At 69.1% G+C, this 22678-nt stretch carries 14 protein-coding genes, 3 tRNA genes and 7 pseudogenes; 15 read left to right on the top strand and 9 right to left on the bottom strand.

Going from position 1 to position 22678, the window contains the following annotated elements:
• The first annotated feature begins 408 nt into the window (after positions 1-408).
• Together PV396_RS15390 and PV396_RS15385 are read left to right on the top strand one after the other, a co-directional pair.
• On the top strand, positions 409-756 hold the full coding sequence (locus tag PV396_RS15390) for a DoxX family protein (RefSeq protein ID WP_319204850.1): 348 nt from the start codon (positions 409-411) through the stop codon (positions 754-756).
• Between the two features lie 62 nt (positions 757-818).
• Positions 819-1754, top strand: coding sequence for an LLM class flavin-dependent oxidoreductase (locus PV396_RS15385; RefSeq protein WP_319204848.1), 936 nt, complete (start codon positions 819-821; stop codon positions 1752-1754).
• A 57-nt stretch (positions 1755-1811) separates the two neighbouring features.
• Here the strand turns inward: PV396_RS15385 and PV396_RS15380 are convergent, their stop codons facing one another.
• Complete coding sequence (locus tag PV396_RS15380) at positions 1812-3035, bottom strand: RNA-guided endonuclease TnpB family protein (protein ID WP_319204846.1); 1224 nt, start codon at positions 3033-3035, stop codon at positions 1812-1814.
• Positions 3036-3299: 264 nt separating this feature from the next.
• Here PV396_RS15380 and PV396_RS15375 point away from each other — a divergent pair, with 264 nt between their 5' ends.
• From PV396_RS15375 to PV396_RS15365, 3 genes and pseudogenes are all read left to right on the top strand, one after another.
• Positions 3300-4619 carry an FAD-binding oxidoreductase gene (locus PV396_RS15375; protein ID WP_319204844.1) on the top strand — a complete coding sequence of 440 codons (1320 nt, stop codon included), beginning with the start codon at positions 3300-3302 and terminating at the stop codon, positions 4617-4619.
• Positions 4620-4735: 116 nt separating this feature from the next.
• Positions 4736-5508, top strand: a pseudogene (locus PV396_RS15370) (xanthine dehydrogenase family protein molybdopterin-binding subunit); the annotation flags it as partial.
• A 173-nt stretch (positions 5509-5681) separates the two neighbouring features.
• A pseudogene (locus PV396_RS15365) lies at positions 5682-6784 on the top strand (XdhC family protein); the annotation flags it as partial.
• Between the two features lie 886 nt (positions 6785-7670).
• Here the strand turns inward: PV396_RS15365 and PV396_RS15360 are convergent.
• Entirely contained in the window at positions 7671-8342 is a 672-nt protein-coding gene (locus PV396_RS15360) for a TetR/AcrR family transcriptional regulator (protein ID WP_319204842.1), read from the bottom strand.
• A gap of 67 nt (positions 8343-8409) precedes the next feature.
• Here PV396_RS15360 and PV396_RS15355 point away from each other — a divergent pair, with 67 nt between their 5' ends.
• The 4 genes from PV396_RS15355 to PV396_RS15340 all read left to right on the top strand — a co-directional run bounded on the left by PV396_RS15355 (position 8410) and on the right by PV396_RS15340 (position 11798).
• Positions 8410-9249, top strand: a complete 840-nt coding sequence (locus PV396_RS15355) for an alpha/beta hydrolase (RefSeq protein WP_319204840.1) — start codon at positions 8410-8412, stop codon at positions 9247-9249.
• An 80-nt stretch (positions 9250-9329) separates the two neighbouring features.
• Positions 9330-10058, top strand: a complete 729-nt coding sequence (locus tag PV396_RS15350) for an SDR family oxidoreductase (protein WP_256915185.1) — start codon at positions 9330-9332, stop codon at positions 10056-10058.
• Positions 10059-10345: 287 nt separating this feature from the next.
• Positions 10346-11413 carry an alkene reductase gene (locus PV396_RS15345; protein ID WP_319204836.1) on the top strand — a complete coding sequence of 356 codons (1068 nt, stop codon included), beginning with the start codon at positions 10346-10348 and terminating at the stop codon, positions 11411-11413.
• A 223-nt stretch (positions 11414-11636) separates the two neighbouring features.
• Positions 11637-11798, top strand: coding sequence for a hypothetical protein (locus PV396_RS15340; RefSeq protein ID WP_319204835.1), 162 nt, complete (start codon positions 11637-11639; stop codon positions 11796-11798).
• A gap of 683 nt (positions 11799-12481) precedes the next feature.
• Here the strand turns inward: PV396_RS15340 and PV396_RS15335 are convergent.
• From PV396_RS15335 to PV396_RS15325, 3 genes and pseudogenes are all read right to left on the bottom strand, one after another.
• Positions 12482-13393 carry an alpha/beta hydrolase gene (locus tag PV396_RS15335; RefSeq protein WP_319204833.1) on the bottom strand — a complete coding sequence of 304 codons (912 nt, stop codon included), beginning with the start codon at positions 13391-13393 and terminating at the stop codon, positions 12482-12484.
• A 209-nt stretch (positions 13394-13602) separates the two neighbouring features.
• Positions 13603-14361: pseudogene (locus PV396_RS15330) on the bottom strand (nuclear transport factor 2 family protein); the annotation flags it as partial.
• A gap of 33 nt (positions 14362-14394) precedes the next feature.
• Positions 14395-15330 (bottom strand): annotated as a pseudogene (locus PV396_RS15325) (NADP-dependent oxidoreductase); the annotation flags it as partial.
• An 88-nt stretch (positions 15331-15418) separates the two neighbouring features.
• Between PV396_RS15325 and PV396_RS15320 the strand changes: the two are divergent.
• Both PV396_RS15320 and PV396_RS15315 read left to right on the top strand, forming a co-directional pair.
• Complete coding sequence (locus PV396_RS15320) at positions 15419-16429, top strand: GlxA family transcriptional regulator (RefSeq protein ID WP_319204831.1); 1011 nt, start codon at positions 15419-15421, stop codon at positions 16427-16429.
• Positions 16430-16516: 87 nt separating this feature from the next.
• A pseudogene (locus tag PV396_RS15315) lies at positions 16517-16741 on the top strand (alkene reductase); the annotation flags it as partial.
• 590 nt (positions 16742-17331) lie between these two features.
• Here the strand turns inward: PV396_RS15315 and PV396_RS15310 are convergent.
• Entirely contained in the window at positions 17332-18543 is a 1212-nt protein-coding gene (locus PV396_RS15310; RefSeq protein WP_319204829.1) for a Cmx/CmrA family chloramphenicol efflux MFS transporter, read from the bottom strand.
• A 395-nt stretch (positions 18544-18938) separates the two neighbouring features.
• Here PV396_RS15310 and PV396_RS15305 point away from each other — a divergent pair.
• The 4 genes and pseudogenes from PV396_RS15305 to PV396_RS15290 form a co-directional block, all read left to right on the top strand.
• Positions 18939-19133 (top strand): annotated as a pseudogene (locus PV396_RS15305) (cation/H(+) antiporter); the annotation flags it as partial.
• Positions 19134-19215: 82 nt separating this feature from the next.
• On the top strand, positions 19216-20235 hold the full coding sequence (locus PV396_RS15300; protein ID WP_319204827.1) for a cation:proton antiporter: 1020 nt from the start codon (positions 19216-19218) through the stop codon (positions 20233-20235).
• Positions 20236-20397: 162 nt separating this feature from the next.
• Positions 20398-20460: pseudogene (locus tag PV396_RS15295) on the top strand (phosphopantetheinyl transferase); the annotation flags it as partial.
• A 21-nt stretch (positions 20461-20481) separates the two neighbouring features.
• The gene (locus PV396_RS15290; protein ID WP_319204824.1) at positions 20482-21537 is read left to right on the top strand and encodes a DUF6545 domain-containing protein; all 1056 of its coding nucleotides are present in this window, start codon (positions 20482-20484) and stop codon (positions 21535-21537) included.
• Between the two features lie 693 nt (positions 21538-22230).
• On the opposite strand, the gene PV396_RS15285 is transcribed toward PV396_RS15290, so the two are convergent.
• From PV396_RS15285 to PV396_RS15275, 3 genes are all read right to left on the bottom strand, one after another.
• Positions 22231-22304: transfer RNA gene (locus PV396_RS15285), tRNA-Ile, on the bottom strand.
• A 167-nt stretch (positions 22305-22471) separates the two neighbouring features.
• Positions 22472-22544, bottom strand: a tRNA-Asn gene (locus tag PV396_RS15280).
• A 6-nt stretch (positions 22545-22550) separates the two neighbouring features.
• Positions 22551-22623: transfer RNA gene (locus PV396_RS15275), tRNA-Asn, on the bottom strand.
• Positions 22624-22678 lie beyond the last annotated feature (55 nt).

Raw genomic sequence — 22678 nt, 5'->3', positions numbered from 1 at the left:
GCGCTGGGAGGCTCACGACGCGAAGCCCTCGATCCGGTGGCGCATCGCCTCGTAGCCGAAGATCCGCCCGGGGAGGTTACGGCTGCGGGGTGGCGTGGGCGCGCGTGTCGAACAGCAGCCCACTCGGCCGGGCGCGACGCTCCAGGACGCGGATCGCGGTGACCGCGGAAGGAGAAGCGGCCCAGGGGCTCACCTCCCCTGGCCGGCGGAGCGGTGGTTGCCGAGATCCTCCGTCGCTCGGCGTATGCCGACACCCGTTAGGTACGCCACCCGGCATGCGTGTTCGATCCGCTTCAACAGGTCGAGGCAACAGGGAAGACGACTGAGACCACCACCACATAGAAGTCACTAGTTTTTATGGAGTAACATCTAGAAGCAGAGCTACTCAATCTAGTGAAGGTGCCCGTCATGTTCATCGCCACCCTCGCGGTCTCCATACCGCTGACCCTCATCCTGATCGTCTCGGCGATGGGGAAGGTGCGGCGCGATCCGAAGCAGATGAGCACCATTCAGGCGGTGGGTTTCCCCGCCGACAAGCTGTGGTTGCTGGCGGCCGCCGAAGTGGCCGGGGCCGTCGGTCTCGCCATCGGCCTCTTCTGGTGGCCGCTCGGTGCGGCAGCGGCGGTGGGCGTGATCCTCTACTTCGTCGGAGCGACGGCTGCGCACCTGCGGGTACGGGACTTCAACGTCACGGCGTCGGTGGTGCTCCTGCTGGCAGGCGCGGCCGCCCTGGTCCTCCGCGTGCTGTCTGCCTGAACCGCACGCCTGGCCGATTTCGCGAAGCCCGTCACGCAACATCCCGCCATAGGAGGTCACCCGTGGTCACCGCTACGAACCCCGTCCAGTTCGGGGTGTTCCTCAGCCCTCAGTCCATCGACATCGGCCGCCTGCGCGAGCAGGTACAAACCGCCGAAACGGCCGGCATGGACTACGTGTCCATCCAGGATCACCCCTATGTGCCCGTCTTCCTGGACACCTTCGCGTTGATCGGCACATTGATCGGCGAAACGGAACGGCTGCGGTTCATGCCCAACGTGGCCAACCTGCCGCTCCGCCCGCCCGCCATGCTCGCCAAGACCAGCGCGACACTCGATCTCCTGTCAGGCGGCCGGTTCGAACTCGGCCTCGGCGGCGGGTACAACTGGCCGGGCATCGTCGGGATGGGCGGCCCGCATCTCACCCCCGGCCAGGTGGTGACCGCCGTCGACGAGGCGATCAGCGTGCTTCGCGCGCTGTGGACACCGGGACACAAGATCAACCTGCAGGGCAAGCAGTACGCGGTGGAAGCGGAGACCGGCCCCGCGCCGGCGCACGACATCGGCATCTGGCTCGGCGCAATGGGGCCCCGGATGCTGGACCTGCTGGGCCGCCGGGCCAACGCGTGGATCGCCCCCATGGGCACCGGGTACGAGACCAAGCCCGCCGCGCAGAACCGCATCGACACCGCCGCGACGGCAGCCGGGCGCCGGCCCACCGAGATCCGACGAGTGATCCAACTCGTGGGGTCCGTCACCGACCGCGCCATCACCACGGAACGACCGCGCACAGGGCCGGGCAACCAGCCCATCCGCACGACACCCGAGTACTGGGCCCGCATCATCGCGGAGTTCGTTCACCAGGAGCGGTTCGACACCGTCAACTTCATCCTGGAGCACGACAGCATCGAACAGATCACCCGGTTCGCCACCGAAGTCGTCCCCGCGGCACGGGCCGCCATCGCGCAGGGGGCGGGCGACCATGGCACGCGTCATTGACATGCTCCTCGCCTTGAAAGGCGAGGATTCTGGCCTTCTCTACCGGTTGCCGTGCCGCTACGCGGCGCGGTTTGCGGTGGGGAATCCGTGGCTTCCTGTTTCTTCGCGCTGTGCCGGGATCGCTCCTGGTCTTACCGGCGCTCCGCAGGCTGTTACCGCCAGTCCGGCGGCCTGTTTGACGTTGAGTGCGGCGTTGTGGTCCCGGTCGTGGAGGGTGCCGCAGGCGGTACACGTCCATTCCCGGATGTGCAGGGGTTTGGGACCGTCCTTGACGCCGCAGGTGGAACAGACCTGACTCGTCGGCTCGTACCGGCCGATCTTCACCAGGGTGCGCCCGTACCGCTCAGCTTTGTATTCCAGCATGGTCACGAACGCCGTCCAGCCCGCGTCATGCACGGACTTGGCCAGCCAGGTGCGCGCCAGCCCCGCCACCGACAGATCCTCCACGGCGATTCCTTGGTTCTCGGAGATCAGCCGGGTGGAAAGCTGGTGGTGGAACTCCTTGCGTGCGTCGGTGACCTGGGCGTGAGCGCGGGCGACCTTGAGACGTGACTTCTCCCGGTTCTTCGATCCCTTCTGTTTGCGGGACAGGTCCTTCTGGGCTTTCTTCAGCTTCTTCTCCGCCCGGCGCAGGAACCGGGGTGAGTCGATCTTCTCGCCGGTGGACAGCACGGCGAAGTGGGTGAGGCCGAGGTCGATGCCGATGCTCTGGTCCGACTCGGGCATCCGGGCCGCGTCGGCGGCGGGGTCGGTGTCGATGACGAACGAGGCGAAGAACCTGCCCGCACTGTCCTTGACGACGGTGACGGAGGTGGGGGTGGCGGGCAGGGTGCGGGACCACTTCACCTTCACCGCCCCGATCTTGGGCAGGTTCAGCCGGCCGGTGTCGGTGATGTTCCAGCGGGCGTTGGCGGTGAACCGGATCGACTGCCGGGTGTCCTTGCGGGACTTGAACCGGGGCGCGCCCAGCTTCGGGCCCTTGCGGGTGCCCTTGAGGGAGGCGAAGAAATTGCGGTAGGCGGTCTCGGCGTCGCGCAGGGACTGCTGCAGGACGACCGCGGACACCTCACAAAGCCAGGACCGCTCCACGGTCCGTTTCGCTTCGGTGATCAGACGGGTGGACAGTTCACCGGCCGTCGGGAAGGGCCTGCCCGCTCTGCGGGCGTCCTCGCGGGCGCGCACGCAGTCGTTGAACACGACGCGGGCGCACCCGAACGCCCGCGCCAACGCGACCTGTTGACCGGCATCCGGGTACAACCTGAAGGTGTACCTGAGCTGCATGACGATCACACTAGGCAGATCGAACAGGGACTGTCACCGGGAACATGCGAGCGAACCTTCACCGTCACCACAGCACAGCCCGGCTCCGCCGGAACGACACCGCGACACTCCGTGTCGCAAGCATCAGATTCGCTTCACCCCCGGGGTGAACCCCGGAGCACTGCGAATAAATCCCGGTAGCCCGGGAACCGACCACCACCCTGCGGAGGCAGAGACCATGACACCGGACTGCGAGCGTGTTCCGGCCGGAGCGGAGGCAGCACGATGAACGCCTCCTGGCTGCCCGGGTCGTTGAACAGCAGGGTGCTGCGCCCCGGCGACCCCGGCTACCCGATGCACAGCTCGACCTACACCACCCGGGCTCACCCCGCCGCGGTCCTGCTCGCGCAGGACACCGACGACATCGCCACCGCACTGAACGCCGTCCGCACCGCGGGTGTGCCGGTCTCCGTGCGCAGCGGCGGACACGCGTTGTCCGGCCGGTCCTCCAACGACGGCGGCCTCGTGGTGGACCTGTCCCGCCTGAACAAGGTCGAGATCCTCGACCGGGAGCGGCGCCTGGTGCGCGTCGGCGCTGGGGCACGCTGGGGCGAGGTGGCCGAACGCCTGGCCGGCGCGGGGCTGGCCATCAGCTCCGGCGACCACGGCAACGTCGGGGTCGGTGGCCTGGCCACCGGCGGCGGCATCGGCTGGCTCGCGCGAAGCTACGGGCTCACCATCGACCACGTCGTGGGCGCCGACGTCATCACCACGGACGGCCGTCGGCTGCGCGCGGCCCCGGACGGCGACACCGACCTCTACTGGGCACTGCGCGGCGCCGGCGCGGGCGTCGGTGCCGTCACCTCCTTCGACATCGAGGCGGTCGAGCTCGGTGACGTGGCCATCGCCCAACTCGCGTTCACTGTCGACGCGGACGGCCGCGCGCTCACCGACTGGGCATCGGCACTCACGGCCTCACCCCGCGAACTCTCCGCCGTCGCCACCCTGATGGGACATGGGGGCGACCTCGTGCTCAGCGTCACGGCCGTGGTAGCCACCGCCGACGAGTCCGCCGTCCGCGACGCCCTCGCCCCGATGCTCGACCTGCGCCCACTGCAAGCCACCGCTCAACTGGCCCCGTACACGGCCCTGGTCTCCTCCGCCCAGCAGCATCGCAACATCGGCCAGCAGCAGGTGACCTCGACGACTGCGATGCTCCGGGACGTCGACGACGCCACCGCGTACGCGCTGGCGCAGGTGGCCCGCGATCCGCACCAACCCATCCTGCAGTTCAGGTCTCTGGGTGGTGCCGTCAACGACATCGAGCCCGGCACGACAGCGTTCGCGCACCGCGCCCACCAGTTCCTCGTGGTCGGCGCCGTTCCCGGGAGCGACCAGGCAACCCAGCTGGCCAAGGCATGGGATCCACTGCTCCCGCATGCCGACGGGGCGTACATGGGTTTCGAGACGCGGACCGACAGCGAGATCTTCGATCGCGTCTACCCGGGCATCACAGGCACCCGGGTGCGCGACCTCTGGCGCACCTACGACAGCGACGGCATCCTGCGTCCCCTGCGGATCGATACCCACGCCGACCAGCCGTAGCCAACGTAAACGGACCAGGCACCCGGCGTCCTTGGCCGTCCGCCGTCGAGTCGCTGCGCCGTGCCACCGAGCATCACGCGAACCACCGGATTGGCGTGATGCGTGGGAACATGAACCTCGGTCTGGCGATGCGCCACGTGACGTTCCGCCTCGGCGACTCCCTCATGCCGCCCGCCCCGCCGCACGGCGGTTCCATGACGATGGCCAGCGTCGGATCGGCCGTCCAGGACGGCTGCGACAAGCTGCGGAAGCAGGCCGTCAAGCTCGCCGTCGAGGACGCGAAGTCGCCGCTGCACGGCGTCGCCCCGACACCGTCGTGGTCCGCGCAGGCCGATTGCACGTCAAGGACCACCCCGCACGCGGCGAGACCTACCAGCAGTTCCTGACCCGCAACAAGCTCACCCACCTCGACGCGATGGGATCCTTCACCCGGCCCACAGGACCGGAACGGCACTCCCTGTTCGCCTACGGCGCGGTCTTCGCCGAGGTAGGCGTCGACGCCCGGCTGGGCCTGGTACGGGTACGGCGGATGCTCGGTGTGTACGACGCGGGCCGCATCATCAGCCCCAAGCTGGCCGACAGCCAGGCCCTGGGCAGCATGGTCGGCGGCATCGGCCAGGCACTGCTGGAGCACACGGTCACTGACCACCGGGACGGCCGCATCGTCAGCGCCAGTCTCGCCGACTACCTGGTGCCCGTGAACGCCGACGTCCCCGACCTGAAGGCCATCCATCTCGACGGGGACGACCGCGAGGCCGACCCCATCGGCGTCAAAGGCCTGGGAGAGATCGTGCAGGTCGGGGTTGCGCCCGCCCTCGCCAACGCCGTCTTCCACGCCACCGGCCGCCGCATCCGCGAACTGCCCATCACCGCTGAAGCCCTGCTCTGAACAGCCAGGCACCCTGAAGAGCCAGGTGCTCCTCCGACCGTCCGGCGGTGGCTGAGCGGACCGCCGCCGGACACCAGGGCCGTCGCCGTGCCGCGTCCCTCCCCCGGACGCCAAGGCGACGGTCCGCCCACACCGTCATCCCTCACGTCCGTCGTCTCACACGGAGACCCCCCATGCTGAACATCGCAAACACGCTGTACGCCTGGCGCCGCGGGGCCCGCCATTTCGCCCTCGCCACGGTCGTCCAGGTCAGCGGCAGCGCACCCCTGCCTCCCGGTACCGCGCTCGCCGTCGACACCGACGGCACGGCGGTCGGCAGCATCTCGGGCGGCTGTGCGGAAGGAGCCGTCTACGACCTGTGCCGACAGATGCTCCAGGACGGTGGCAGCCCCGTACGAGCCCGTTTCGGCTACTCCGACGACGACGCCTTCGCCGTCGGCCTGACCTGCGGCGGCGAGATCGACGTCCTGATCCAACGCGTCGAGCCGACAGAGCAGCCCCACCTGACCACCGCCCTGGAAGAAGTGGTAGGGGGCAGACCCGCCGCCCTGGCCCAGGTCGTCGACGGCCCCGGCGACCTCCTCGGCCGCACCCTGAGTCTTCTCGGCGACGGCAGCACATACGACGGCACCCTGGGCAGCGAGGACGAGGACCGAGTGGTCGTGGCACAGGCGCGCGCTCTGCTGAGACCGGGCCGCACCGCTAGGATCGACGTCGGCGGAGATCCGGACACCTGCCCGAGAAGGCTCTCAGTCCTCATCCACACCCACGCCGCTCCTCCCCGGATGCTGATCTTCGGCGCCGTCGACTTCGCCGCCGCCCTCAGCCAGGCCGGACGCTTCCTCGGCTACCGCGTCACCGTCTGCGACGCCCGCCCCGTCTTCGCCACCGCCGCCCGTTTCCCGCACGCGGTCGAGGTCGTCGTCGACTGGCCCCACCGCTACCTCGCGGCCACCGAGGTGGACGCACGCACCGCGATCTGCGTCCTCACCCACGACGCCAAGTTCGACATCCCTCTCCTGAGCCTGGCGCTGAGTCTCCCCGTCGCCTACGTCGGCGCGATGGGCTCCCGTCGCACGCACAAGGACCGCATCCAACGACTGTGAGGGAGGCCGGCGTCACCGTGGGGCAACTCAGCCCCCTCAACTCCCCGATCGGACTGGACCTCGGCGCCCACACTCCCGAGGAAACAGCTATCTCCATCACAGCCGAGATCATCGCCCACACCCACCACGGCACCGGCCGGCCCCTGTCCAACGGCACGGACCCCATCCACCCGGCTCACGACCGCCCCCTCGCAAGAGAGACCCCCCACTTCCTCAACGCCGGACCTACGTCCACGCACGGAGAAGACCCGGCGAGCGTCCCTCACGGTGGTAACCCCGCAATCCCGCACGGAAGCTCCCCGGGCGGCCGGATAGAGGGCCCGCGGACGGTGGTCAGCAGCCCCCTTCGAAACCCTGCGTCCCCAACACGTCCCCAGGATCACGAACACGTCCCCAGGATCACGAAATAAAGCCGAGGGGATGCTGCCAGCTCGCCGGTACAGTTCCTGATCATCAGCATTACCGCAGGTCAGCGCGGCGTCTGCTCGGCGTCGGAGCAAGAGTCTCGCCCCGCTCAGAAGTCACGAGCAGCGGATTCAGTCCGTTCAGGCAAAGTTGACGATCCGACAGGACAAAATGAATGTTTCCGCAGGTCAGGGGCCTACAAAGGTGGGGCGGGTGGGACTCGAACCCACGGCCGACGGATTATGAGTCCATTGGGGAGCTTGGCGGTCCTTGCCGATCAGTGCCGATTCACGCCGTTCTTGCAGGTCAGACATGCTGATCTATGTCAGCCCTTGGCAGTGCCTGTTGGTCTGTTCCTGCCCTTGTGGCCCCTCAACGGCCCCTGGAGGTCGATGAGTTCGACGGTCGTCACGGAAGCAGCCATGTCCGCACAGTTCAACCACGGGGCTAGAACCTGCGCACAGCGGATTTCCCTTCCAACGCGCAAAGGCCCCGACCCTCTACTCCGGGCGGAGCCTCTGCGGCCACTTCCGCAGGCCAAACGCTGTCTCGTCCCCCTATCCAACTCAGTCGACTTCTCCCAGAGCGAGCTGACGGGATCGGGCGGACGTCTGACCCTCGGGTGGTCGGCCCTGTGTCGGTCGGCTGTGGTCAGGCTTCCGGGCGCCGTGTCGCCGGCTGATCGCTGCTGCCGTGCGCCAGCGAGGCGCGAATCCCCTGGCGGCAGACGTCGAGGATTTCGTCCGCCAGCGGAGAATCGTCGGGGCATGCCCGCGACAACATGACCGCGCCGACCGAATGGGCGAGCATGTCGATCAGCGTGGTGCGGTCCACGCGCGGGTCCGCATCCCCCGGCGTGTCGCCTGGGGCCTGAAGGACCGTCAGCAACTGCTCGATCCCGGCGGCGAACTCCGCTTTGATGCCCGCCGGCTGACGTGCGGCATCGCCGCCGAGGGCCGCGATGGTGCACCCGTCGCCGCGCCCGTCGCGATGCTCCCGGGAGACGTAGCTCTCGACGAACTCGGCCGGCCCCAGGCCTACTGTCCGTGCCGCGATCTGCGAGAGCCCGCTCGCGGACGCTTCGGCCATCAGATCGGCCTTGGAGCGGAAGTGCTTGTAGAACCCGCCATGGGTGAACCCGGCGGCCGCCATCAGCTCGGCCACGCCGACACCGTCGTAGCCGCGCTCGCGGAACAGCCCGGCGGCTGTCGCGACGATGTGCGCACGGTTCTGCTCCGCCTGCATCTTGGTTACTCGCATGTCCAGCCGCCCCTTCCACGGTCGACGCTCGACGGTCAAGCATACATAGATGCCGATCGACATCTAAAGGCTTGACTTTTTATATGTCGATCGTCATTCTATTGCTCATCCCTCCAGAAAGGCTCAGGCCATGAGTGACACGCATGTGACCGCACCGACTCAGTACGTCGAGGTCGACGGCGACCGGTTCGCGTACCGGCGCTGGGGCAAGCCCTCCGGCGTCCCGATCTTCCTGGTCCAGCACTTCCGCGGGGGGATGGACCACTGGGACCCGCTGCTCACCGACGGCCTGGCCGAGGGCCGTGAGGTCATCCTGTTCAACGGGCGCGGCATCGCCTCGTCATCCGGCACACCGCGCAACCGGATGGAGGACATGGCCGACGACATCGCCGCGGTCATCCGGGCGCTGGGGCTGGAGCAGGTCGACCTGCTCGGCTTCTCGATCGGCGGTTGGCAGGTGCAGGAGGTCGCGCTGCGCCACCCCCAGCTGGTGCGCAAGCTCCTCCTGGTCGGCACCGGCCTGCGCGGCGGGGACCCGACGATGGACCCCAAGGTGCCCGAGGTGGCGCTGAATCCGGTCCCCGGTCTGGAGGACTTCCTCTTCCTGTTCTTCGGCCGTTCCGAGGCCGCGGTCGAAGCGGGCCGGGCCTTCTGGGAGCGCCGCCACCAGCGGGCCGACCAGGACCCTCCGAGCTCGCCCGCCGTCGGGCAGGCGCAGTTCGAAGCCGCCACCGCCTACGGGGAACCGCTGCCCGGCGAGAACCCCTACACCTTCCTGAACGCGATCACCCAGCCGACCCTGGTCCTCAACGGCACGAACGACGTGATGATCGCCTCGATCAACTCCTGGCACCTCGCGCAGAGCATCCCGAACGCCCAACTGCTGATCTACCCCGACGCCGGGCACGCAGCGCACTTCCAGTACCCCGAGCGGTTCCTGAAGCACGCCCTTCAGTTCCTCGACGAGTAAGCAGCCGCGCCCGAAAGGCGAACGGCACGTCCTGGGTGTGCCCCCACCCCCGAAGAACCACCTGACGAGAAGAGACAGACATGAAGATCGAAGGTTCGGTAGCTCTGGTGACCGGCGCCAACCGTGGCATCGGCAAGGCCTTCGCGGACGAGCTCCTCGCCCGCGGCGCGACCAAGGTGTACGCGGCTGTCCGCGACGTCACCACCATCACGGACCCGCGGCTCACGCCCGTCGCCTTGGACGTCACGGACCCGGCAGCCGTCGCCGCGGCCGCTGCCCAGTTCGCCGACGTCTCGATCGTCGTGAACAACGCCGGTGTCGCCAGCGCCAACTTCCCCCTCTCCGCCTCGCTCGACGTGGCGCGCAGCGAGCTGGAGGTGAACTACTTCGGGCTCATCTCCATGACGCAGGCGTTCGCCCCGGTCGTGGCGGCCAACGGCGGCGGCGCCTTCGTCAACATGCTCTCGGTCGCCTCGTGGGCGGCATACCCCGTAGCCGCCACGTACGGGGCGTCGAAGGCAGCCGCGTGGAGCTACACCAACGCCGCAAGGCAGCAGCTCAAGACACAGGGGACCGAAGTCGTCGCCGTCCACGTCGGGCCGGTCGACACGGACATGCAGGCCGGCTTCGACGTCCCCAAGACCCCGCCGGCCGACGTGGCCCGCAGCGCCCTGGACGCGCTGGAGGCAGGCCGGCCCGAGGCCATCGTCGACGAGATGAGCCGCAACGTGAAGTCCACGCTGCACGACGACCAGGCCCTGCTGTACCCGGCCATCGAGGCGCAGCTCGCCGAGCAACTGGGCGACTGACCCACGGGAGCGCCGGCATCGAGGCCGAGGCCGCGGCCTGGCCCCCGCAACGGTCACCTGGGTGTGGTCGAGGCGGGTGTCCGGTACCGCCGCGGGTAGCGGGCCACGAAGTCGGACTTCTGCGCGCAGCCGACCTCCAGCATCGCCGCGTACGACTGCTCAGGAACTCCGGGGCCCCCCGCACGCCCCCAAACCCTTCCTGCGCTGCCCACCACGCAACAAAACATTATGTTCGTAATGTAATCCGCCGAACTCATGGCGGATGCCGACACCCCGAGGAATCACGCATGCTCAACAGCCTGTGGACCCCCACCGTCGCCGGAAAGATTTCCCTACCGCACCGTCTGGCGATGTCCCCCCTGACCCGCAACAGGGCCACCCCGGACGGCGTGCCCACCGATCTCAACGCCGAGTACTACGCCCAGCGCGCCTCGCACGCCCTCATCATCACCGAGGGCACCCAGCCCTCCGCCGACGGCCAGGGCTATATGACGACCCCGGGCATCTACACCGAGGCGCACATCGCCGGCTGGCGCAAGGTCACCGACGCCGTACACAAGGCCGACGGACGCATCGTCATCCAGCTCATGCACGTCGGGCGCATCTCGCACCCCGACAACACCCCCCACCACCGCCAGCCCGTGGCCCCCTCCGCGATCAAGCCGGCAGGCCAGATGTTCACCGCCTCCGGGATGCAGGAGATGCCGGAGCCGCGCGAGCTGACCACTGAGGAGGTCGCCGCGACGGTCGAGGACTTCCGGCGCGCCGCCGCGGCAGCCATCGCCGCAGGCGCCGACGGCGTCGAGATCCACGGCGCCAACGGCTACCTCATCCACCAGTTCCTCTTCCCCACCACCAACCAGCGCACCGACCAGTACGGCGGCTCCCTCGACAACCGCATCCGCTTCGCGGTCGAGGTCGCCACCGCCGTGGCCGACGAGATCGGAGCCGACCGCACCGGCATCCGCTTCTCCCCCGGCAACCCCTTCCAGCTCGGCGACCTCACCGAGGACGACACCCACGAGCTCTACCCGCACCTCGTACGCGCCCTCGCCCCCCTCGACCTCGCCTACCTGCACCTCGCTCACGGCGGCGACGAAGAACTCCTGGGCACGCTGCGCGAGTTGTGGCCGAACACACTGATCCTCAACCGCGCCGGCACCGACATCGCCACCCGCGCCAAGGACATCGACAACGGCGTCGCCGACGTCATCACCGTGGGCTCGATGGCCCTCGCCAACCCTGACCTCGTGGAGCGCGTACGCGTCGGCGCTCCCCTGAACGACCCCGACCCCGCCACCTTCTACGGCGGCGGCGCGGCCGGCTACACCGACTACCCCACCCACGCCGCCTGACCACAGCCCCCAGCGCCGGAGGGAGTCGCCTTCCTCGGGCGCTTCGGCGTACGCACGCCAGGGCATAGATGCTGAACGTCCGCGCGCGTGACGAGCGCGGGTCCTGGGGTGCGACCCGAGCGGCAACGTCGTCGATCACGGTGAGCACCCCGTCGGTGTACGCGCGTCGGGTCGCGTCCGCGCCGCGAGCGATCTCGTCGAGCAGGGCGGCCGACGGGCAGCCGTGCTCAGAACTGTCACGGTGCTGCACCGAGAGACAGGCCCGCAGGATCTGCTCCATCCCGGCCTGGCCGGGCACCGCCGCACCCACAGCCTCGCACTGCGCGCGCAGCTGGTCGGCGACCGCCGTCGCGACCAGATCGTCCTGGAGTCGAAATGGGCGTAGAACGCACCCTTGGTCAACCCCGCAGCGGCCATCAGCGCAACGATCCCCGAACCGTCGATCCCGTCGCTCTTGAACCGACGCCCAGCGGTCTCACCGGACGATCGGCCCCGATCTGGCCGACGTCAGCGCCGACGGCGCGATCACCAAGGCCCCGTGCGGCGGCGACCAGGGCCGTCGCAAGGGTGAGCCAGATCCACCGGTCAGTGGCCTGAGGTCACGGCGAGCGGGCCGAACAGGTTGACCTCCAGTTGGAGACGGACACCGGAGGTGTCGGTGTCGAGCACGGAACCGACGCGGGCGATCCCGGTGTTGTCACCACGACGCTCACGTCCTGCGCGATCCCGGCGGCGCGGGTTACCTAGGCGGGGCCCGTCACGTCGAGGTGGAGCGGGATCAGCCGGGGGGCGTCGGCGACGATCGTGCGAGGGTCGCGGGCGGCGGCGTAGACCTTCGCGGTACCGCGGTCGAGCAGTTGCCGGACGAATTCGCGGCCGAGGCCCGGTTCGCGCCGGTGACCAGGGCGATCTGGCCGCCGAGCCGAGTCACGAGACCTTCTCCGTGAGGGTTGTGGGGCGGTATCCGGCGCCACGATCCACCTGCGGTTGGTGGGAGCGTGACGTCGGATACGGCCGGCTGGGCGTGGAATCCGGAAGATCGCCGGACGGCGACGAGCTAAGTGGTACTCAGGCGCCGAGATGCCGGCGCAGCCACTGGCCCATCTGCTCGATCGCCTGGTCGACCTCGGGTACGCGGCCGGCGCCGAGGATGAAGGAGTGTTGTCCCTCGGGCATCGGGTGGACCTCGGAGGTGACCTTGAATTCGGTGAGCCGGTCGGCGAGTGCGGCGCCGTCGCCGGCGAGGGTCTCGTACTCGCCGTAGTGCACGACGGTGGGCGGCAGGCCGGTCAGGTCGGCGTTAATGATGCTGATCTTCGGGTCGGCGAAGTCCAGGTCCGGGTCCTGCAGCAACGCTGCCCGCATCTGCTCGAGGATGTTGCGGCTGAGCATCTTGTCGTGTTTCTCGTTCTCATCCACCTTGGGGTCGACGAGGGTGAAGTCGGTCCACGGCGAGATGCTGACGATCGCACCGGGGGTGGGCTCGCCCTTGGCGAGCAGCCGCAGGGGCAGCATGACGGCGAGAGTGCCGCCGATGGAGTGGCCGGTGCTGCCGATGTTCTGCGGCTGGTAGCCCTGCGCGAGCAGCCACCGGTAGGCGGTCTCGACGTCGTCGAGCTGTGCCGGGTAGGGGTGTTCGGGGGCATGGCGGAAGTCCACGACGAGCGAGCGGATCCCGGCGGCCTTCGCGATGTGCCCGGCGGCCTTGCGGTCCGAATGCATGGAGGCGGTGACGGATCCGCCGAAGTGGAAGTGCAGCAGCGCCCGGTCGGGGGCGGCGCCGGCGGGGATGGCCCAGAGGGCGGGGACGCCGTCGGCGTCGACCTCGGCGTAGGTGACGTCTTCCGGTTCGGTGGACGCCAGGTGGTGCGTCTCGGCGATGTCGCGGACGACGCCCAGGTCCAGGCCCGGCGTCATCCACTTGGCGCGCACGCCTTCCAGGAACTGCGCGAACTGCTGCGCCTGCGGACTGACTCCCATGATGAGACTCCTGTCTGCGCTGGGCACGCTCGTCGTGCCCAGCCGGTTCGGTGATGCGAGAACGTGCAGGTATGCCGTACGGCCTTTGTATTGCGATCGTGCGGAAACAGGGCCGGAGTGAGCCGGCGGCGAGGAGTCAGCGGAAATCAAATGATGGTCGTACGTTCAAAGGGGCCGGAGGCGGCGCTCGCCCCGACCCCAGGCGGCTGTCAGAACATCGTGTTGTCGTTGGCGGCGGTCTCCGGCACGTCCTGCGCGGAGTCCCAGTGCTCGACGATCTTTCCGTCCCTGACCCGGAAGAGGTCGAGGACCGACCGGCCACGCTCGCCCGGTGCGTCGACCTGGTGACTGTGCACGGCGACCAGATCCCCCTCGGCGATGACCCGTTTCCGTGTCACGCTCAGCTGCGGCGACCGCTCGAAGTACCCGCCCAAGCCGGCTTTCGCGCCGTCCGCGCCGTCGGAGAGGAGCGGGTTGTGCTGGTGATACTCGGCGCCCAGGTAGGTGTCGATGGCGGTCAGATCCTTGCGGACCAGCAACTGGTCGAAGAATTCGGTGACGAGTCGCTTGTTGTAGGCGGTGAACCAGCGCTGCCCGACCGCCTCGGTCCGCGGCTCGCTGAGCGTGGCGAACATGTCGTTGCCGCTGGCCGTGGTGGCGGGCACTTCCTGAATGATGTCCCAGTGCTCGGCGATCTTGCCGTCCTCGAAGCGGAACAGGTCGAACACGGCCAGACCCTCGGTGCCCGGCACCATGACGTAGCGGGCGTGCAGCAGCACCAGATCGCCGTCGGTGATGCTCCGGCGGGGTTCGAAGGCGGCCTGCGGGAACTGCTGTCGCATGGCGCCGCTGAAGTACTTGAGGGCGTCGGCTCCGTCGGGCGCCAGGGGGTTGTGCTGGATGTAGGAATCGGGCGACACGACCCGATCGACGATGGCCGTGTCGCCGAGGACGAACACGTCATGCAGCAGTTGGCTGGCAACGTGTGCCTTGCTGTCCCGGACGGTCAGCACGATCTTGCCGGTGGTGCGGCCGGTCTCGCCGAGCGCGTGCGCCTTCGCGGCCTCGGCGAGCGGGAAGGTCGCCTCGATGTGGGCGCGCAGTGCGCCGGTCTCGACGAGGGCGGCGATGGCCTGCATGCCGGCCTGGTCGGCCTCGACCAGCAGCGACTCGTAGCGGATCCCCCGCTCGGCGATCGCCGCCAGTTCGCCGGCGTCGACGGGCACCGGAAGGATCGAGACGAGGGTGCCGCCCGGGCGCAGCACGGCCACGGATCGGGCGCGGGCGGCGGAGTCATGGGAGACCGGGTCGAGGACCACGTCGATGTCGCTGAGCACCTCGGTGAAGTCGACGCTGTGGTAGTCGATGACCTCGTCGGCACCGAGGGATCGCAGGAAGTCGTGTTTGGCGGCGCTGGCGGTGCCGATCACGTACGCGCCGCGGGCCTTGGCGATCTGCACGGCGAGGTGACCGACGCCGCCGGCCGCCGCGTGGATCAGGACTCGCTGCCCGGCCCGGACGCCTGCGGTGTCGACCAGTGCCTGGTAGGCGGTCAGCGCGGCCAGCGGCAGCGCACCGGCCTGGACGTGGTCGATGCCGGCGGGCTTGTGCGTGAAGGCGCGGGCCGGCCCGGTCACGTACTCGGCGTGCGAGCCGACTCCGCCCGGGTAGGGCAGCATGCCGAAGACCTCGTCGCCGGGCTTGAACAGGGTGACGCCCACGCCGACGGCCTCGACGACGCCGGAGACATCCCAGCCGAGCACCAGCGGCATCCGGGCGATGGTCGCGGACCGGGCACGGTTCCCCCAGTCGGTCGGGTTGACCCCGGCCGCGTGGACGGCGACCAGGATCTCGCTCACCCCTGGTGCCGGTTTGGGCAGCAGGGTCTCCTGCAGCACGTCGGGGGTGCCGTAGGTGTCCTGGCTGATGGCTCGCATGGTTTCGGTGTCCGTCATGGGCCCAGCCTGGCCGCCGGTCACAGGCCACTACAATGGCGTGATCGCCAATTTTCGACGGGATCCTGCCGTGATCAAGGTGCACCGCGTCGTTGTTCTCGCCTCGCACGGGGTGTACCCGTTCGACCTGGGCATTCCCCACCGCGTCTTCGGCGCCGCGGACGGCCGCTACGAGGTCGTGACCTGCACCATCGACGGTCAACCGGTGCGCACCAACGCGGACTTCTCCATCGCCGTCGAGCACGGCCCGGAGGCGTTGCGCACCGCCGACACCGTCATCATCGCGCCGTTCCAGACCAGCAACCCCGGCCGTCAAACGCTGGTCGACCTGGCGCAAGTCCTCGCGTACGTGGCCCCCGGCACCCGGATCGCGTCCACCTGCACCGGCGCCTTCGTGCTGGCCGCGGCGGGGCTGCTCGACGGGCACCGGGCCACCACACACTGGCACGCCACGGGCCTCTTCCGGGAGTGGTACCCGCAGGTGGAACTCGACCCGAACGTCCTGTTCGTCGACGAAGGCGACGTGCTGACCTCGGCCGGTGCCGCTGCCGGCATCGATGTCTGCCTGCACCTGGTCCGCAAGGACCACGGCAGCGAGATCGCCAACCGTGTGGCCCGCACCTGCGTCGTCCCCCCGTGGCGCGACGGAGGCCAGGCGCAGTTCATCGAACACCCGGTCCCCGACGCAACGGCGAACGACACGTCCGCCGCCCGGCAGTGGGCGCTGCAGAACCTGCACAAGCCGCTGACCCTGAGCGACCTTGCCGAGCAGTCGAACATGAGCCAGCGCACCTTCGCCCGCCGCTTCAAGGAAGAAGTCGGCTTGAGCCCCGTACGCTGGCTCATCCAGCAACGCGTCGACCGGGCCCGGCAGTTGCTGGAATCCACCGACCTGCCGGTCGACGACATCGCCGGCCAGGTCGGCTTCGCCAGCGGCACCTCGCTGCGCGAACACCTGCACGCCGCTATCGGCGTCACACCACTGGCCTACCGGCGCACCTTCCGAGGCCCACTGGCAACGAGCCGTGCCGCCGCGGCGGATGCCCGGCGGGACGGTCAAGTATGTCGCCCTGGATCGTAAAATTATGTACGTCATACCATCGGCTGTGCCGGGGACCGGTATCGGTCGCGGGTATGACAGCAAACGCACCCGCGAGTCGAGCCGTGTCCTAACACGCTGATCCTCAACCGAGCCGGCACCGACATCGCCTCCCAGGCCAAGGACATCGACAACGGCATCGCCGACGTCGTCACCGTGGGCTCGATGGCACTCGCCAACCCCGACCTGGTCGAGCGCATACGCGCTGGCGCACCCCTGAACACCCCCGACCCCGCCACCTTCTACGGCGGCGGCGTGGCCGGCTGCACCGACTACCCGACCTACGCCGCCTGACCGGAACGCCTTGTGCCCGAGGAAGTCGCCTTCCTCGGGCGCTTCGGCGTACGTCCGACAAGCCGGGCACCGATGTTCCGGCAAGGCCCGAGAGATCACGCCGCGCGGCTCCGATCAGACTCGTCGCACCGGACGTGGACTCGGCCCACCTCCCATGATTAGGGCATCCCCGGCGAAGGCATCCTGGTCGAGGCCGACCACGCCGGCAGGAGGGCCGTCGTCGGCCCGGTCGAAGCCGGCGCCATGCGTACCCACGTCGAAGCGGTATGCCTTCTCGCCGCAGCCGCCAAGGCACCACGCCCTCGGGGTGCGACCGCACCACGGGCAAGGACGAGCAGGTTCGAGACACGGCTGGCGGCGCCGTCGAGGCTGGCGTACGTGATGTGGTCGTCACCGAAGACGATCGCGGTGCGCTCGGGATATCGAGACGCTCCGTCATGTCGCCACAACGACCCATGACTTGCCGTCCGAGCGGCAGCAGAACGGTCGCGCCATTACCTGTCGACCATAATATTACATACGTCAGACCATATGACCGGTGGGGCCCATCCCCACGAGGAGGACGGGCCACCGGACACGGGGAGCGGCGGTCAGGAACGGGCATCAACCGGACGCTCGGCCGGACGGTTCTCCGGGGCGTCGGTGCCCCCCTTGCCGCCGGTGATGCCGATGGCCCGGGCCACGACCGCCAGGACCAGGGCTGTGGCGACGAGCACGGCGCTCACCACCAGCGGCGAGCGGTAGCCAAGGTCGGCGCCCAGGGCGAGACCGCCCAGGGCGGGTCCGGCAGCAGCGCCGACGTTCAGCGCGGCGGTGGCGAAGCCGCCGGCCAGCGTGGGGGCGTCCGAGGCCGTGTAGAGGGCCTGCGCGATCAGCGTGGAGCCCACGCCGAACGAGAGCACGCCCTGGACGAAGACGAGGATCAGCGCCACGACCGGGTTCGCGGCCGTGAGGGCGAAGAGCAGCCAGCCAGCCAGCAGGGCCGCACCACCGACCGCCAGCACCTGGCCGGGACGGCTGTCCGCCAGCCGGCCGCCCACGTTGACCCCGACGAAGGACCCGAAACCGAACAGTGCCAGCGTGGCGGGCACCCACCCGGAGCTCAGATCCGTCACGTTCGTGATGACGGGCGTGAGGTACGTGAACGAGCAGAACGTCGCTCCGTTGACCAGCGCCCCGAGCACGAGCGTCGTGATCACCGGGGGCGTGCGGAGCGCCCGAAGCTCGTGGCGGACGCTGGGAGCCGCGGGGTCGACGGGCGTCGCCGGCACGGACCACAGCACCGCGAAGACCGCGGGGGTGGAGACGATCGCGACACCCCAGAAGGCCGAGCGCCAGCCCCAGACCTCGCTGAGTACGGCGCCGAGGGGGACACCCGCGATGCAGGCGAGGGTGACTCCGCTCAGGAGCACCGAGGTCGCCCGGCCCTTGACCTGGGGGCCGGCCATGCTCGCCGCGGTCGCGAGGCCAACGGCGAGGAAGCCCGCATTGGCCAGTGCGGCGATCACCCGGGTGACGAAGAGGACCTCGAAGCTGTGGGTGAGGGCGCCCACGACGTGGGCCAGGAGGAAGGTGATGAGGAAGGCGAGCAGCGCCCGGCGGCGCGGCCATCGCAGGCTCAGCATCGCGACCAGCGGTGCGCCGACGATCATGCCGACGGCGAAGGCCGAGGTGAGCGAGCCGACGGCCGGGAGGGACACGCCGAAGTCGGCGGCCATGTCCTCCACCAGCCCGGACAGCATGAATTCCGACGTTCCCTGGGCGAATACGGCCAGCCCGAGAACGTAGATGGCGAATGGCATGAAGAAGCTCCAACTACATCGCAGAAAAGGGAGACGCGACGCATGCACGGAAGGTCATGCGGTCGCGTGGGAGACGTCCCGGAGAGAACTCCGGGCGTGATCCCGCGATGCGGTTGATCCATGGCGGATGCACGACGCACTGCTCGGCGACAGGCCGGAAAAAGCAGGGTCGTCAGAGGGTTACGCGATCAGCCACCAGATCACCGGTGGCCCGCTTCTTTCCGCCTCAGGACTCGACATGCCTCTCAACATAGCAACGCCCGGATCGCCGTGTCGAACGCTTTGGACACCCTCGGCGTCCGGCCTCTCCGCTGTCCCCGAACGGGTACGGCACCGCCGGCGCGGGCCCGTCGCCCCGTAGAGAAGGAGTGTTCGTGACCACCCATCAAACGGCCATGATCATGGTCGGTCTGGCGCTGATCCTGGCGCTGGCGCACGTGCTCGGGCGCCTTGCACGGCGGTGCGGCCAGCCGGCCGTCCTCGGCGAGATCGTCGCCGGCATCCTGCTCGGTCCGACCCTGTTCCACGGCGCCCTCTCCGACGCGGTGTTCCCCTCGGACGTCCGGCCGATGCTCAGCACGCTCGGCAACCTCGGCGTCGCGCTGTTCATGTTCCTTGTCGGGCTCGAGCTCGACCACCGGCTGCTGCACGGACAAGCGCGCCGCGGTCGGGGTGTCCGTGGGGTCGATCGTCTGCTCTTTCGGCCTCGGCGTGCTGCTGGCGGTGTGGCTGTGGAACGACCATGCGGTCGGCAACCGGCTCGGCTTCGTGTTGTTCATCGGCGCGGCCATGTCCATCACGGCCTTCCCGGTCCTGGCCCGCCTCCTCACCGACCGGGGCATCCAGCACACCAGGGTCGGTGCGCTGGCGATGGCGAGCGCGGCCGTCGGGGACGTCGTCGCCTGGCTGCTGCTCGCGGCCGTCCTCACCTTCACAGGGAGCCAGAGCTCCTGGCAGGTGCTGCTGGTCCTGCCGTACGCCGTGGTCATGATCGCGGTGGTACGGCCGCTCCTCGGCAGGTTCCTGGCCACCCGGGAGCCGAGAGGGCCGGGTGGCGGGGAGCGTGAGCCGGGTGCCGCGACGCTCGGTGTGCTGACGGTGCTGCTGCTCGTCTCCGGTGCGCTGAGCGAGCGGTTCGGGCTGCACTTCATCTTCGGCGCGTTCCTCGCCGGCGCGATCGTGCCGCGCCACGGCACGGAGCGGCTGCGCGCGGCGGTCGTAGACCGGTTCGAGACGATCACCTGGATGCTGCTTCCTGCGTACTTCACGGTGGCCGGGCTGAAGGTTGACCTGAGCACGGTGGACGCGGACGGATCCGGCGAGCTGGGCCTGATCCTCCTCGTGGCGATCGGAGGCAAGTTCGGCGGCGCCTACCTCGGAGCGCGGGTCGCGGGCCGGACCGGGCGGTCGGCGACGACCCTGGGCATCCTCATGAACACCCGCGGTCTCACCGAACTCATCATCCTCGGCGCGGGACTACAACTGGGGCTGCTCGACGCGAAGCTGTACTCGCTCATGGTGGTCATGGCCCTCGTCACCACCGCCATGACCGCGCCTCTGCTGCGCTGGGCCTACCCGCGCCAGATGGTCGACGCGGATCTGCGGGAGCTGGCCACGGAGTGGCAGGCGGCGGCACGGCTCGCGGAGCCCGCCCGGCCCATGGGCGGGAAGCCGTCGGAGGCGAAGCGATGATGCCCACGCTCCTGACCGGGCTGGTACCGGAAGCGGCCCTGACCGCCGAGGAGCTCGGCGACGTCCCGGACGCCTGGATCTTCCCGGAGGAGGCGGCTGTGCTGAGCAGAGGACCGCCGACGGCGGGAGTTCGCCACCGTACGGCACTGCGCGCGGGTCGCCCTGACCTCCCTCGGCCGGCCGGCCGGACCGATGGTCCCGGGGGAGAGGGGTGCGCCGACCTGGCCGGAGGGCGTGGTGGGTTCGATGACCCACTGCGACGGCTACCGTGCCGCTGCCGTGTCCCGGAGGCTCGATGTCGCCGCCCTGGGCATCGACGCCGAACCCCACGCGCCACTGCCGCCGGGTCTTCTCCGCCGGATCGCGTCACCGTCCGAGCGGGGCCACCTGACGGCGCTACGCCACACCCGTCCCGCGCTCCACTGGGACCGGCTGTTCTTCAGTGCGAAGGAGTCCGTGTACAAGGCGTGGTTCCCCGCCGGGGGCCCGTCGCCGTCCTTCTCCTACTGGCTGACACTCATCTCCACCCACGTGGTGGCCAACTCCGTGTGCGTGATCGTCTGCTGCTGGTACGGCCTGCGCACGAACGACCGCCCCCTCGCCACCGCTCTCTGGCTGTTCGCCTCAGGCACCGCGCTCGCCACGCTCTTCTGGATCGGTCGGCTGCTCCGCCTCATGCTGGACGTGTCGTGGGGTCTGCCGTACCTCCCGCTCCTGATCAACCTGCACGCCCTCTTGCGCGCGACAGCCATCCTCGTACCCACCGCCGTCACGCTCGCCCTCACCCTGGCCAACGCCCGCACCGTGTGGCGCCTCTGGCCCCTCTGGCACGAACTGGTGGCCGCCGTCCCCCATGTCGTCCTGACCAGGCGCCGCACGCGACTCCTCGAACTCGTCTGGCCACCGGTACCACACAGACTGCTCGCCTACCGCAAGCTCATCGAGATCCGGGACGCCATGTTGGAACTCGATCATTACGTTCCACCCGAGCTCCCCCTGCTCGCCCGCGACCATGTCCGCCCCCTGGACCTCACACCCGTCCAGGCCGACGCGGTGGTCCTGGCGTGTGTGATGAAGGAGGCGCACCAGGCAAGGCTCGCGGGCAGCCCCCGGTGCGAGTCCCCTGCAGAATCGTTTGACCATGGGAAGCCGCCGCTATTCCCCACCCGCCAGGAGCACGCGTCAACCCTCACGGCCGAGAAGACCCACCTGATCGGGCTGGCCCGGGCCTACACCTCGGCACCCGTCCGCTCGTTCGTCACCTCTCCGCACAGGCGCGCGCCGAGGCACCGGGAGGGCTGAGGCGTTCACCTGAACGCGAAGCGCCCCGGAGAAGGACTTTCCTCGGGTCAGAACGATTGTGCTACGGCCGCCGCCCGAAGTTCGAGCAGCTCCGCCACGCCCGCGGCCACGTACCCGCCCCGGACCCGGCGCCTCGCACGACGATCCAGTCTTCCGCCAGGCCGAGATTGGGTCACCTCGGAGCCGGCACCGCAGGACGAGATCCTGCCGTCCCGGCACCTCACAAGTTTCACCGCAGACCGGTATACGGTCCTGGCTGCCGCCAGGCTCTGACCGTCGAACACACCGAGCTTGTCGAAGGGCAGTCGGCCCGCGGACACAATCCTCCCTGGGCCGTTTCCAGTACGGGCAGTTTCCCGCGCCCTACGAGAGGGCGGCAATTCCACGCATGCGCTGCAGACGTCCCCGGCCGCATCGGCGCCATCCACCACCCACAGCAGCGCGCCTCGCGGGCGGCTTTCCGCATACCTTCGGCCTCAATGCGGCCTCAACCCCGCCCTCGACCTCTCGTGCAGGCCGCCGTTACGGCCCACGCGAACCAAGGTCCGCCCCGTTCTCGCAGGTCAGGGCAGCATTACCCAAGTCGCCGCAGACACAGTTGAACTTGTGAGCAGCGGATTCAGTCCGTTCAGGCCAAGTTGACGATCCGGCAGGACAAAATGAACGTTTCCGCAGGTCAGAAGCCTGCACAAGTGGGGCGGGTGGGACTCGAACCCACGGCCGACGGATTATGAGTCCGCTGCTCTAACCGGCTGAGCTACCGCCCCATTACGGCGCGTCGCGCACATTTGTGCGCGCCGTCTGCCGCAGCATAGCCGCTCATACGATCTCCTGCTTCGGATGGTCGGCTTCGCATGACCATGAGGACCTCGGTGCGGCTCGCACGGTTCCGCCGGGCATGAAAAAGGACCCCAACGGGGTCCTCGTTCAAGCGCTCTCCCGACTGGACTCGAACCAGTAACCTGCCGGTTAACAGCCGGCTGCTCTGCCAATTGAGCTACGGAAGATCGAAGCTCCCCCGACTGGACTCGAACCAGTAACCTGCCGGTTAACAGCCGGCTGCTCTGCCAATTGAGCTACGGAGGATTGCCTCGTTTGCATCGAACGCACCTCCCTGGGTAGTCGCCAGGGGGCGTGTGCT

The organism is Streptomyces sp. ME02-8801-2C, from assembly GCF_033793965.1.
In the GTDB taxonomy this organism is placed as follows: domain Bacteria; phylum Actinomycetota; class Actinomycetes; order Streptomycetales; family Streptomycetaceae; genus Streptomyces.
Note: the sequence above shows the minus strand (reverse complement) of the source record. Positions and strands in the feature narration are given on the sequence as shown.

What these genes read in the sequence shown, in the direction of transcription:
- PV396_RS15335 (WP_319204833.1), bottom strand. Translation starts at nt 13,393, where the DNA reads ATGGGAGTCAGTCCGCAGGCGCAGCAGTTCGCGCAGTTCCTGGAAGGC.
- PV396_RS15375 (WP_319204844.1), top strand. Translation starts at nt 3,300, where the DNA reads ATGAACGCCTCCTGGCTGCCCGGGTCGTTGAACAGCAGGGTGCTGCGC.
- PV396_RS15355 (WP_319204840.1), top strand. Translation starts at nt 8,410, where the DNA reads ATGAGTGACACGCATGTGACCGCACCGACTCAGTACGTCGAGGTCGAC.
- PV396_RS15310 (WP_319204829.1), bottom strand. Translation starts at nt 18,543, where the DNA reads ATGCCATTCGCCATCTACGTTCTCGGGCTGGCCGTATTCGCCCAGGGA.
- PV396_RS15290 (WP_319204824.1), top strand. Translation starts at nt 20,482, where the DNA reads ATGACCCACTGCGACGGCTACCGTGCCGCTGCCGTGTCCCGGAGGCTC.
- PV396_RS15350 (WP_256915185.1), top strand. Translation starts at nt 9,330, where the DNA reads ATGAAGATCGAAGGTTCGGTAGCTCTGGTGACCGGCGCCAACCGTGGC.
- PV396_RS15345 (WP_319204836.1), top strand. Translation starts at nt 10,346, where the DNA reads ATGCTCAACAGCCTGTGGACCCCCACCGTCGCCGGAAAGATTTCCCTA.
- PV396_RS15390 (WP_319204850.1), top strand. Translation starts at nt 409, where the DNA reads ATGTTCATCGCCACCCTCGCGGTCTCCATACCGCTGACCCTCATCCTG.
- PV396_RS15360 (WP_319204842.1), bottom strand. Translation starts at nt 8,342, where the DNA reads ATGTCGATCGGCATCTATGTATGCTTGACCGTCGAGCGTCGACCGTGG.
- PV396_RS15380 (WP_319204846.1), bottom strand. Translation starts at nt 3,035, where the DNA reads ATGCAGCTCAGGTACACCTTCAGGTTGTACCCGGATGCCGGTCAACAG.